This window comes from Carboxylicivirga sediminis (assembly GCF_018156225.1).
GTDB classification, from domain to species: Bacteria; Bacteroidota; Bacteroidia; order Bacteroidales; family Marinilabiliaceae; genus Carboxylicivirga; species Carboxylicivirga sediminis.
Genome location: NZ_JAGTAR010000001.1, coordinates 175,793 through 188,522, shown reverse-complemented (window position 1 = coordinate 188,522; position 12,730 = coordinate 175,793). Strand labels below are relative to the sequence as shown.

7 protein-coding genes are annotated in these 12,730 nt (G+C 42.0%); 6 read left to right on the top strand and 1 reads right to left on the bottom strand.

Annotated elements, in window-relative coordinates:
- Window positions 1-49 precede the first annotated feature (49 nt).
- Window positions 50-928: an AraC family transcriptional regulator gene (locus KDU71_RS00720; RefSeq protein WP_212187973.1), complete on the bottom strand. Its 879-nt coding sequence runs from the start codon at window positions 926-928 to the stop codon at window positions 50-52.
- Between the two features lie 278 nt (window positions 929-1,206).
- On the opposite strand from KDU71_RS00720, the gene KDU71_RS00715 reads away from it, so the two are divergent.
- From KDU71_RS00715 to KDU71_RS00690, 6 genes are all read left to right on the top strand, one after another.
- On the top strand, window positions 1,207-2,304 hold the full coding sequence (locus tag KDU71_RS00715) for a glycoside hydrolase family 26 protein (protein ID WP_212187972.1): 1,098 nt from the start codon (window positions 1,207-1,209) through the stop codon (window positions 2,302-2,304).
- Between the two features lie 34 nt (window positions 2,305-2,338).
- On the top strand, window positions 2,339-3,529 hold the full coding sequence (locus tag KDU71_RS00710) for a glycoside hydrolase family 130 protein (RefSeq protein WP_212187971.1): 1,191 nt from the start codon (window positions 2,339-2,341) through the stop codon (window positions 3,527-3,529).
- A gap of 24 nt (window positions 3,530-3,553) precedes the next feature.
- Window positions 3,554-4,930, top strand: coding sequence for an MFS transporter (locus KDU71_RS00705; RefSeq protein ID WP_212187970.1), 1,377 nt, complete (start codon window positions 3,554-3,556; stop codon window positions 4,928-4,930).
- 23 nt (window positions 4,931-4,953) lie between these two features.
- Entirely contained in the window at window positions 4,954-7,530 is a 2,577-nt protein-coding gene (locus tag KDU71_RS00700; protein ID WP_212187969.1) for a beta-mannosidase, read from the top strand.
- Window positions 7,531-7,800: 270 nt separating this feature from the next.
- The gene (locus KDU71_RS00695; protein ID WP_212187968.1) at window positions 7,801-11,007 is read left to right on the top strand and encodes a SusC/RagA family TonB-linked outer membrane protein; all 3,207 of its coding nucleotides are present in this window, start codon (window positions 7,801-7,803) and stop codon (window positions 11,005-11,007) included.
- A 12-nt stretch (window positions 11,008-11,019) separates the two neighbouring features.
- Complete coding sequence (locus KDU71_RS00690; RefSeq protein ID WP_212187967.1) at window positions 11,020-12,720, top strand: RagB/SusD family nutrient uptake outer membrane protein; 1,701 nt, start codon at window positions 11,020-11,022, stop codon at window positions 12,718-12,720.
- Window positions 12,721-12,730 lie beyond the last annotated feature (10 nt).

Sequence of the window (12,730 nt, the reverse complement as noted above, 5' to 3'; positions counted from 1 at the left end):
TGCAATGGCAGTGGTAAAAAGTATCACTGCTGTTTTGCTTTAGCAATGTCTAATAAACGTTTTTAGTACCCGTGAAATTTTTACGGAATTCAGAAGGAGTATAACCTTGTTTCTTTTTAAATATTCGGTTAAAATTAGAGATGTTGTTAAATCCACACGAGTAGCATATTTCACCTACGCTTTTATTGGTTTCAATCAGCAGGCGTGTGGCATAACCTAATCGTATTTCATTGGCAAAATCAACAAACGATTTACCGGTTCTTTGTTTAATAAGTCGACTGAAAGAAACAACCGTCATATTAACATGCGCGGCAGCTTCTTCTACTTTAAGCTTTTTTTGATAATTAGCTTTAATAAAGGCATAAATGGATTCAATACGCTCGCTGTTATGAAAATCACTATTGCGCAAAAATGAAATGTTGGTGAGTAACTGCTGATGACGCGAAATGGCTAAATCATAGAGCAATGACTGAAACTCCAAAAAACTATCATAGCCTCGCTTCTCTGTTATGCGCATTATTCTGGGTTCAACCAGAGCTATGGTGTCACTTGAAAAACGAATCCCCCTGTTGGCATTGACAAAGAGCTCTTTAATGGGTTTCATTATGTTACGATCGAGCATGCTCTGGTCAAACAGTTCGCGCGGAAACTGAATAGTAATTTCATGATATACTCCATTATTGATATTCTGATAGTTTTCCCACCCATGGTATAGGTTAGGTCCAACCATTACCAGTTCCTTTTCGTTGATAATACCGATGTGGTCGCCAACAATGCGCTTGCCACCCTGTGCATTTGTAATGAAATTGATCTCAAATTCGGGATGAAAATGAACCGGAAAAGAAAAGGCCTTGCGCTTTCTGTCAAACACCAGAAAACAATCATTATCTTTTAAGGGTGTTATTTCACGATGTATTTGATTTTCCATAGCCTTAGATTTAGATTCGACAAGGTAATTATGTTGGTACTATTATATATGCTCGTTTGATAAAATATTGTGTATGATTTGTTAATTAATCTATTTTGAGTTTGAATAAGTATTATTTAAATAGTTGTAGTATAGGTGTTTTGTGACTATTGTGTTAGTTGGATTTTTGCCCTGTTTACATTGATACAATAATATCAAATAGTGATAGGATAATGGTTGTTCCGGATGAGCACTGCCTATACATTTGTATCGTTGAATGCTAACTTAAATCAGTTGAAATGAACAGGCTTTTCTCAATGATCTTTGTTTTGCTTATGCTTTCCTCTTGCAAAACAAATAATGGAACAAATGATAATACTAAGGACGAATTACGTTCAACCCTAATGGCGCTCAAAGGAAAGGGTATTCTGTTTGGGCATCAGGACACCTATGCGTATGGTTACTACTGGAATGATGTGGAAGGCATGTCGGATGTGAAACGGGTAACGGGTGATTATCCTGCTGTATTCGGATGGGAGTTGGGCGGCATTGAGAAAGGTGTGAAAGCCAATTTGGATACTGTAACCTTCGATAACATCCGGAAATATGCTCTTAAAGCCTATCAGCAAGGAGGTATTAATACCTTTAGTTGGCACCCATTTTCGCCCATTAATCGTGCCGACTCGTGGGATACCAGCACCCGGGTAGTGGAGCATATCATACTTGGCGGTAAGTACCATGAGGCTTTTAAGAAAGATTTAGATGTCCTGGCCGATTTTTTAAACAGCATTACAACCGATGATGGCGCCAAGGTGCCTTTTATTTTCAGACCATGGCACGAAATGGATGGCACCTGGTTTTGGTGGGGAATTAACAGTTGTACGCCCCATGATTTTATTGAACTATTCAGGTTTACGGTCTCTTACTTGCGCGATGCAAAAGGGATGGATCAGATGCTGGTAGCCTACTCGCCCGACCGTAATTTTGATTCGCTCGAAGGATATCTGAAATGGTACCCGGGCGATGAATATGTGGATGTTATCGGCATGGATAATTACTACGACTTATACACCGATGGATTATTGGATGACGCCATTGCCAAGTTGCATATTGTAATCGATTATGCCAATCAAACTGGCAAGCTATCGGCATTAACCGAAACGGGTTATGAAAATATTCCTGATCCAACCTGGTATATCAATAAGTTGGGTACAGTACTTAATGATAGTGTAGTGGCAGCCAATATAAGCTATACACTGGTGTGGCGTAATGATCCCCTGAAACACTTCTTCTTTCCTTATCCTGAGCATCCTTCGGCTAAATACGCGAGGCAGTTGCTGGAACAGAAGAATATCTGGTTGTTAAATGATTTGGTAGAGTTTAAGAAAGATAGATAAGAGGTAAGAATTTGTATCTCCTGAAGAACAGACTATGATGGAACAGAGTTTTGAAAAGCGATTGGATAAGATTAGGAAAACTTACAATAAGAAAATAAAACGACGAAACAAAGCGTTGTTTAGTGTAAATGGATGGTGTCAAAGATACAAAAGGCCGGTGCTAACACGCGAACATGTGCCACTCCATTGGCGATATGATTTAAATAAGGAAACGAATCCGTTTCTAATGGAGCGTATCGGCTTTAATGCCGCTTTTAATGCCGGAGCCATCAAATTAGATGACAAATACCTTCTGGTTGTTCGTGTGGAAGGCAACGACCGAAAGTCTTTCTTTGCAGTGGCTGAAAGTGATAACGGTGTGGAGGGTTTTCGTTTTTGGGACCAACCGATTACATTGCCTCAAACAGATGTTCCTGACACCAATGTATATGACATGCGCCTGACTCAGCATGACGATGGTTGGATATATGGTGTGTTCTGCACCGAGCGCAAAGACCCCAATGCTGCCGAAGGCGATACGAGCAGTGCTATTGCGGCGGCTGGCATAGCGCGCACTAAAGACCTGATTCAGTGGGAACGGCTGCCTGATTTAATTTCCACCTCGGGTCAGCAGCGCAACGTGGTACTTTTTCCTCACCTGATTGACGGACAGTATGCGTTTTACACTCGCCCGCAGGATGGTTTTATTGATACCGGCAAAGGAGGAGGCATTGGTTTTGGTTTGTCAAAAACAATTGAACAACCCGAGGTGAAAGAAGAGGTGATTGTGGATGCAAAAACCTACCATACTATTTACGAGGTTAAAAATGGATTGGGGCCGGCACCTATTAAAACTTCACAGGGCTGGTTGCAGCTGGCACATGGCGTTCGTAACACAGCCGCCGGATTGCGTTATACCTTGTATGTGTTTATGACCGATCTTGAAAAGCCATGGGTGGTTACACATAAACCGCATGGGCATTTTATTGCACCGCAAGAGGCTGAGCGTGTTGGCGATGTATCCAATGTGGTGTTTTCAAATGGCTGGATAGAAGATGAGGATGGTACCGTTTATATTTATTATGCATCATCAGATACGCGGCTGCATGTAGCTACCACCACTATAGACCGATTGGTTGATTACTGTCTGCATACTCCGCAAGATAAATGGTATTCACATTTAAGTGTAGAAACCATCAACGAATTGATTGAGAGTAATATTGGTTTTATGCATTTAATCGATTAGGAAGGTATTAAATTGTAAATTGATATGACTGATAAAGTTACATTAAAGGAGAAAATCGGTTATGGTTTTGGCGATGCAGCCTCTTCCATGTTTTGGAAAATCTTCTCCATCTTCTTGCCCATCTTCTACACCGATGTATTTGGTATATCTGCAGCAGCTGTCGGTACCATGCTGTTGGTTACCCGTATTTGGGACACGGCTAATGATCCCTTGATGGGCATTTTATGTGACCGTACCAATACAAAGTGGGGAAAGTTCAGGCCTTATTTATTGTGGATGGCTGTTCCGTTTGGTGTTGCCGGTTTGTTGATGTTTACAACGCCGGACTTTGGACTGACTGGTAAACTTATATATGCTTACCTGACTTACACGCTAATGATGATGGTTTATACGGCCATTAATGTACCATACGCCAGTCTTCTGGGGGTGATGTCGCCGGTATCTGATGATCGTACCTCCTTTGCATCGTATCGGATGGCCTTTGCTTTTGCAGGCAGTATTTTAGTGGTATTGATTTATCAGCCTTTGGTAGATGGCTTTAAAACTGTCTTTGCTGAAACAACTGCTTATCAGTTAACCATGCTGGTGGTGGGGAGTATTGTTATTGGAATGTTTTTATTGACTTTTAGCTGGACAAGGGAGCGAATTTTGCCGCCCAAAGGACAGAAAAATAACCTGAAAGAGGATTTAAAGAATTTGGCAGGTAATATTCCATGGTTCATCTTATTGGGGGCGGGCGTGGCCACACTGGTATTTAACTCGGTGCGCGATGGTGTGACACTATACTACTTCAAGTATTTTATAAGCGATGATGTGGCCCTTTCATGGACCAATGCAACTTTTACATTCAGTACTTTGTACCTGTTCCTGGGGCAATCAACCAATATGATTGGTGTAATAATGGCCAAGTCGGTTTCATCGCTCTTAGGCAAACGCAGAACCTTTATGTATGCCATGTTTGGTGCCGCTATATTAAGTGCCTGCTTCTTTTTTGCCGGTAAAAACCAGTTGTGGCTGATATACACGCTTCAAGCACTGATAAGTTTCTGTGCCGGTATTGTTTTCCCATTGTTGTGGTCGATGTATGCCGATGCAGCCGATTATTCAGAGTGGAAAACAGGAAGACGAGCAACCGGTTTAGTGTTTTCGGCATCAAGTATGTCGCAAAAGCTAGGCTGGACCATTGGAGGCTCCATCACCTTATGGCTGCTTGCCCTTTATGGCTTTGAAGCCAATGTAGAGCAGTCATCAGAAACACTCCGTGGCATTAAATACATGATGAGCTTCGTTCCCGGTGCAGCAGCGCTTCTGTCCGGCCTGGTTATGATGCTCTATCAGCTTAATGATAAAAAGATGCAGGCCATTAACCTTGAGTTAGAGCAGCGAAGAGCCGCCGAATAGTTTGTCAACCAAATCAAAAAGCTATGAAGAAATTATTAATGATGATATACAGTTGCTTAGCGCTTATGGCCTGTCAGCAACCCAATACTGATAATATGACTGTTCAGTTAATCAATAAGGGATGGACATACCAGGATGTGGATGGTGAGCACAAGGGAAGTGCTACCGTGCCGGGCACTATTCATACCGATTTGTTCAACGAGGGACAAATAGATGATCCATTTTATCGGAATAATGAAGCCGAGCTGCAATGGATTGATAAACAAGACTGGATTTACACAACTCGTTTTGATGTGGATGCTGGTACACTGCGAAAAGATAGAGTAGAACTACATTTTTATGGACTGGATACCTATGCGGATATCTACGTGAATGGGCAACTGTTGAAGGAGACCAATAATATGCATCGTGCATGGTCTGTGGACGTCAAAGAATATATTCACCTGGGAGAAAATAAGCTGGAGGTATATTTTCATTCGCCCATCAAAAAAGGATTGGCCTTATACGATGCAGCTGCCTATGCTTATCCGGCCACTAATGATCAATCTGAGAATGGCGGTTTAGGTGATAAGAAGGTGTCAGTATTTACCCGTAAGGCCGGCTATCACTATGGATGGGATTGGGGACCTCGCTTCGTAACTTCAGGCATTTGGCGACCTGTTGAGCTACGCAGTTGGAATAATTTGCGACTGGAGTCAGTATACATTCAACAGCCTCAAGTGACAGCAGAGCTGGCTAAACTAATTGCGGACGTGAATATCGAATCTGAAAAGCAGATGCAAGTAAAGCTTAGCGTTAAGCATCATGAAAAGGTATTGACCGAACAGGAGGTTGCGGTTGAGCGGGGTATAAACAATGTCACTCTGCCCTTTGAAATAATTAATCCTAAGCTGTGGTGGAGCAAGGGACTTGGCGAAGCCAATATGTATGATTTTAAAATCGAAGTGAAGAACGAAGAAAACAGTATGTTAGCCAGACAAACTCTATCTACTGGTTTGCGTTCTGTGCGATTGGTGCGTGAAAAAGATGAAGCGGGAGAGTCGTTCTTGTTCGAATTGAACGGTGTGCGCGTTTTTGCCAAAGGGGCTAATTACATCCCTAACAATAGCTTTTTACCGCGAGTTACCAAAGCAGACTATGAAAAAGTAGTGGCTGATGCGGTTGACGCCAATATGAATATGTTGCGCATATGGGGTGGTGGCATCTATGAAGATGATTATTTCTATGAGCTGTGCGACCGCAATGGCATCATGGTTTGGCAGGATTTTATGTTTGCCTGTTCTATGTATCCGGGCGATCAGGTGATGCTTGATAATATTAAGCACGAAGCCATTGATAATGTAAAGCGTTTGCGCAATCATCCTGCCATTGTGCTTTGGTGCGGCAATAACGAAATTAATACCGCCTGGCATCACTACAGCCAGGGTGGCTGGGGTTGGAAACAACGCTACACAACAGAGCAGCAGGAGGAAATTCAAAAAGCTTACCTGGATATTTTTCATCAGGTATTGCCAGAAGTAGTGGAAGAATACACGAATAGTATCGATTACTGGCCTTCGTCACCACAGGCGGGTTATGAATCGGATGAACATGCCGGGTATGATACCAGATCGGGCGATATGCATTACTGGGGAGTTTGGCATGGTTTGCACCCATTCAGCGACTTCGAACAATACCAATCACGATTTATGAGCGAATATGGGTTTCAGTCGTTCCCCGATTTTGAAACGGTGAAGACCTATGCCGAGCCCGATGACTATGATATCGAATCGGATGTGATGGCTGCACATCAGCGCAGTGGTATCGGTAATTTGCGCATTAAGGAGTACATGAGCTGGTATTATGAAGTGCCTGATGATTTTGAACAGTTCCTTTATATGAGCCAGGTTTTGCAGGCACACGGAATGCGCATGGGAATTGAAGCCCATCGTCGCGCCATGCCGTATTGCATGGGTTCCTTGTATTGGCAGATTAACGACTGTTGGCCGGTGGCCAGCTGGAGCAGTACCGATTATTATCATAAATGGAAAGGCATGCACTATGCCGTGCGCGATGCCTTTAGTCCGGTCATGATTAGCGCAGTAAATTCAGGCAAAGAGGTGGAGGTATATGTTGTTTCTGACTTGTTGGAGAATAAACAAGCGACCCTTGAAATAAAGATAATGGATTTTGATGGCAATGAGGTCTATAAGGCATTCACAGACATCACCATTAATGCCAATACAAGTACAAAATTGCCAGCCATCAGTCTTAATGATATCGAAGGCTTGAATGTAAACTACAATGTTTTGGTCTTAAAAGTGGTGGATGAAACCAGTATTCTTTGTTCAAAAAATCACTATTTCGAAAGTGCAAAGGACTTGCTTTTGCCCAAAGCAGAGTTAGATATTTCAGTTTTAAAAGAAGGAGATGATACCTATTTAGAAGTACACTCAGATGCCCTTATTCGCAGTTTATACCTGTATGATAATCGCTCAGGATTGGTACTAAACGATAACTATTTTGATGTTTTACCCGGTGAAACAAAGAAAGTAAAGGTTTTAAATTGCAGATATCCAGTCGAATATAAAGAGGTTAACTTTAGGTACATAAAGCATTAACATTTGAACACATCTTTTGGTAAAAAAGAACAGACATTTGATGTTGCAATAGATCAGCTTTAGTTGAAATGGTTAATAATACCATCATCAATTAAATAGATAAGTATAAATAGTTTCATATTAATCAACGCACATTACACTTCGCTCCGAAAATACAAGGTATTGATGGAATAGTACTAACAATGGACCGGTAATGTGTTTAAATTTGTTAAAAATACAAAGTTTAGATAATACAATAAGTAATCTAATCAAGTAACTAAAACAAATTATATGAATTTAAATCTGCGATTAGTTAGTGTTATTGTCATGTTTCTGATGGTGCATATCATGCACTCCCAGGAAAGGACCTTAACAGGAACCGTAAAGGATGATATGAATCAGCCTTTGCCTGGTGTTTCCATCATTATTGAAGGAACAACGCAGGGGACTATTACCGATATAGAGGGGAATTTCTCGCTTAAGGTACCAGATGGTAACGTCAATCTGGTGTTCTCTTTTATCGGTTTTGAAGATCAGGTAATTAATGTCAGTGAAAAAATGACATTAAGCGTGCAAATGGTTCCCGATACTAAAGACTTGGATGAAGTAGTGGTGGTGGGGTATGGTACAATGAAAAAAAGTGACCTCTCCGGTGCCTCTGTTTCTTTGGATGCTGATAAGCTGGTGGCGGCCGGTATTGCTAATATCGACCAAGCACTTAAAGGTCGTGCGGCCGGTGTTACAGCTGTTTCAACAACCGGGCAGCCAGGTGGTGCTGTTAGCATTCGTGTACGAGGACAAAGTACTGTAAATGCAGGTGCTGAGCCTTTATATGTGATTGATGGTGTGCCTATGCAAAATACATCAACAGGTGGACATGATTTAGGATTGGGAGATGCTTTAGGTAATGCACCGACTTCGGGGGTTTCACCACTTTCAAAACTAAACCCAAATGATATTGTGTCGATGGAAATCCTAAAAGATGCCTCGGCAACAGCTATTTATGGTTCGCAAGGTGCCAATGGTGTTATTATCATAACTACCAAACGCGGTAAAGAAGGAGATGCCAAATTTAATTACGAAGGTTTGTATGGTGTGCAGCGTCAAAATTCATTGATTGACATTATGAATCTGCGTGAATTTGCTGAATTCAGTAACTCTGTGGCAGCGCAAACAAACGGACGTGAAGAACGTCCTGAATTTTTGGATCCATCGTTACTGGGGCACGGTACAGATTGGCAGGAATCAATTTTCCAGATTGCCCCAATACAACAACACCAGGTGAATGTGTCGGGTGGTAGCGATAAGCTAAAATATTATGTGTCGGGTGGTTATTTAAACCAGGAAGGAACAGTAATAGGCACCGAGTTTGAGCGTTTTTCATTCCGTACCAACTTGGATGCACAGTTGAAAGATTGGTTAAAAATGGGTGTTAACGTGAATTACTCACAAACTGATGAGCGATTAGGTTTGGCCGATTCAGAAGCAGGTATCATCCGCATTGCACTGCAAACAACGCCTGATATGCCAATTTATAACATGGATGGCAGTTATGCCAGTATTTTCCGCGAAGGACAAACATCACAGCCTAATGCCATTGGAATGGCCATGGATGATGATAACTTCTTGAATAGGAATTCGTTTGGTAGTACAGTTTTCTTTGATGCAACCATTCTTAAAGATCTAGTACTGCACACGGAAGGAACCTTAAACCTCGATTTCTCGAAAGCAGAGGTGTTTCGACCTACCATTGTTTACGGAAACTGGGAGCGCCCAATTAACTCAATGCGTGCTCAAACTAATAAGAATACATTCTGGCAGGTTAAAAACTATCTGACCTATTCTAAAAACTATGGCAAGCATAATGGTACAGTTATGATTGGACAGGACATGTGGGAAAATAGTTTTGAATACCAAAGTGTTTATAATACCAACTTGCCCAGTAACGATATTCAAAACCCGCAATTGGGAGATGGTACGCCGCAAATTACCTATGGATTTGGTAGTGCCGCTAATGCGTCTTATTTCGGGCGTTTGACATACAACTACGATAATCGTTACATGATGACATATACCTATCGTCGTGATGGTTCTTCAAACTTTGGACCCGAGAATCGGTGGGCTGGTTTCCATTCATTCGCTGGTTCGTGGCGCTTTAGCAACGAATCATTTATGGAATGGGCGCAAGAGTTCTTAAGCAATGGTAAGTTACGTGTTGGTTGGGGACAGGTGGGTAACCAAAACATTGGTGGCTATTTATGGGGTGCCAGTATATCAAAAATGGACACAGGTCTTGGTGCCGGCTATCGTCAGTCGAATATAGCCAACCCGTATATTCAATGGGAAAAGCAGGAACAGTTAAATATTGGATTAGATTTGACCTTGTTTAATTTTGCCGATTTAGTCGTTGAAGTATACGACAAAACGTCGAAAGATATGTTGATGCCATTGCAATTACCATCCTACATGGGTACGCGCGGTAATGCCTCCAGTGCCTTGGCAGCACCATGGGGTAACTTCGGTGAAATTAATAACAAAGGTTTAGAGATTTCGGTCACTACGCACAACTTCAAAGGTGCTTTTACCTGGGATACCGATTTCCAGATTTCGGCTAATAAAAACAAGCTTGTTGCTTTAGATGGCACGCCATCAGCGCATATCGAAGGATATGGCCAATGGAGTGATGTGGTATCATTAACTGAAGTGGGGGACCCGCTGTTTAATTTCTATGGATATGTCACTGATGGTGTTTACCAGGATTTGGAAGATTTGCAAAATAGTCCTAAACCAGCTGGTTATCCATCTGACGGGGTCTTCGGCATTAATACAACCACATATGTAGGTGACCTTAAGTTTAAAGACATTAGTGGACCAGATGGCAAACCAGATGGTATCATTGATTCATACGACCGAACAACCATTGGTTCGCCAATGCCTGATTTTACCTTTGGTTTTAACAATACCTTCTCGTATAAGAATTTCGACATGAGTATTTTCATCAATGGTTCCTATGGTAACGATGTGATGAACTACACGGCCATTAGCTTATCAAACATGAAGAGCTTATGGACCAACCAACTTGATGTTGTGAACAACAGAGCAAGGTTAGAGCCTATTGATGGCAATTACGAAGGTGTGTGGTGGGATGATGTGACCAATGTGAGAGTTGCTAATTCAGATACAGATATTCCGCGTGCGGTTGGAACCGATCCGAACGATAATGATCGCATCTCGGATCGTTACATCGAAGATGGTTCATTTATCCGCATTAAAAACATCACCTTGGGCTATACACTGCCTAAGAATTTAATTGAGCGCATTCGCCTGAGCAATGCCAGGGTATACGCCAGTGTGGAAAACGTGGCGACATTTACCAATTATACCGGTTTTGATCCTGAAGTGGGTGCCAGTACACAAAGCGCCAATGTATTTGGCTTGGATAACGGACGATACCCATCGCCACAGGTATTTACATTTGGCTTAAGTGTTTCATTCTAATACGTATTTGCTATGAAAATATATAGTTTTAAAAGATTTATTATAGCTATCCTGGTATTAGGAGCTGTATCATCTTGTGAAGATTTTTTAGAGCGTCCGGCAGAGGACACTTATACGATTGATAGTTTTTATCAGAACGATGAACAACTTTATCAATCGGTTAATACAATTTATAACTCACCCTGGTACGATTTTCAACGTGGTTTTATGAAAATCGGCGATGTAATGGCCGGTAACCTTGTATTTGATATTGGCGATGGCTACACTAACCTGGTACTTAATAATTCAGATGCCGATATTGCCAATGCTTCTGCTTCATTGTGGTCGGTGAATGCTTACTGTAATGGCGTCATTCAAAACGTCGACCTGAAGTCAGGACCACAAGTTTCGCAAGCAGCTAAAAACACCGTCAAGGGTGAAGCCATGGTGTGGAAGGCCATGACCTACTTCTATCTGGTACGTTGTTTTGGTGCAGTGCCTATTATTCACGACAATGCCGCTATTATTGCCGATAATTCATCCGCAACATTGAAGCGTAATAAGATTGAAGATGTGTATAAATACATCACCCTAATCTTACACGATGCTATTGAATTACTACCCGAAGAAAACATGAAAGGGCGCATTGATAAATACAGTGCATATGGTTTATTGGCTAAGGTATATCTGACAAAATCGGGCTACGGCATGAGTGGAACGCGCAACGAAGCCGATTTAGCCGAAGCTGCTAAGTATGCCAAAATGGTGATTGACAACAGTGGACGTACATTGCATCCTGAATATTCAGAGATTTTTCAGCTGAAAGGCAACTTTAGCGAAGAAAGCCTGATAGCCTGGCATTGGACAGTTGGAGCGCAATGGACGAGTCAAAATTCATTGCAGTCGGATTTGTCATTAACTAATTTCTCTGATGCGGTTCAATCGTGGGGCAACTGGGTGTACCCAACCATCGATCTACAAACAGCGTTTGAAGAAAGTGCTACTACCTTATCGCGCAATTACCGCGATGCACGTCGTAAAGCCACTATTATGATGGTGGGCGATACATACGATTATTTCTGGACCGATATGGGAGGTTTTGCCTACAACTGGGACAGCGCCACTGATGGGATGTATGGCGGAGCTATTAGCTTTGTGAGCGGAACCGGTTCTAATGTGACCAAGCACATTGTTGGGCGTTTGGCCGATGCACAGGCTCAGGGTTATGAAACGCTGGATCGTATGCACACACCACTGAGTACGCATATTTTACGCTTGTCAGATGTTTACCTGGTATATGCCGAAGCGGTATTGGGTAACAATGCCACTACGACTGATGCATCGGCATTAGCTGCTTTTAATGCGGTAAGGGCCCGCGCATTAAAAGGCAATCATGTTGATGAAACCAGCCTAACCTTCGATATGATTGATCACGAACGTCGCGTTGAATTTGCATTGGAAGGCGACCGTTGGTATGATTTGGTTCGCCTGCACTACTACAATCCTGCAGCTGCCAAGGCTCAGATTTTGGCACAGGAAAGAGGAACCTGGGAAGGTTTGGAAGACTTTTATACTAATGGCGATGATTCAAACCTGGAAATTACGACTCATAAAGTAACTGGCTTGAGCGATGAAGATTTTACGATACCATTCCCAGAAGTTGATTTGTCATTAAATCCAGGTTTAATGGACGAGCCTGTTGACTTTGACTTTGGTTCTATAGGCTATAATTAATTCAACAAAA

Coding starts and splice junctions, on each gene's coding strand:
- KDU71_RS00695 (WP_212187968.1), top strand. CDS start 7,801: ATGAATTTAAATCTGCGATTAGTTAGTGTTATTGTCATGTTTCTGATG.
- KDU71_RS00715 (WP_212187972.1), top strand. CDS start 1,207: ATGAACAGGCTTTTCTCAATGATCTTTGTTTTGCTTATGCTTTCCTCT.
- KDU71_RS00690 (WP_212187967.1), top strand. CDS start 11,020: ATGAAAATATATAGTTTTAAAAGATTTATTATAGCTATCCTGGTATTA.
- KDU71_RS00700 (WP_212187969.1), top strand. CDS start 4,954: ATGAAGAAATTATTAATGATGATATACAGTTGCTTAGCGCTTATGGCC.
- KDU71_RS00710 (WP_212187971.1), top strand. CDS start 2,339: ATGATGGAACAGAGTTTTGAAAAGCGATTGGATAAGATTAGGAAAACT.
- KDU71_RS00705 (WP_212187970.1), top strand. CDS start 3,554: ATGACTGATAAAGTTACATTAAAGGAGAAAATCGGTTATGGTTTTGGC.
- KDU71_RS00720 (WP_212187973.1), bottom strand. CDS start 928: ATGGAAAATCAAATACATCGTGAAATAACACCCTTAAAAGATAATGAT.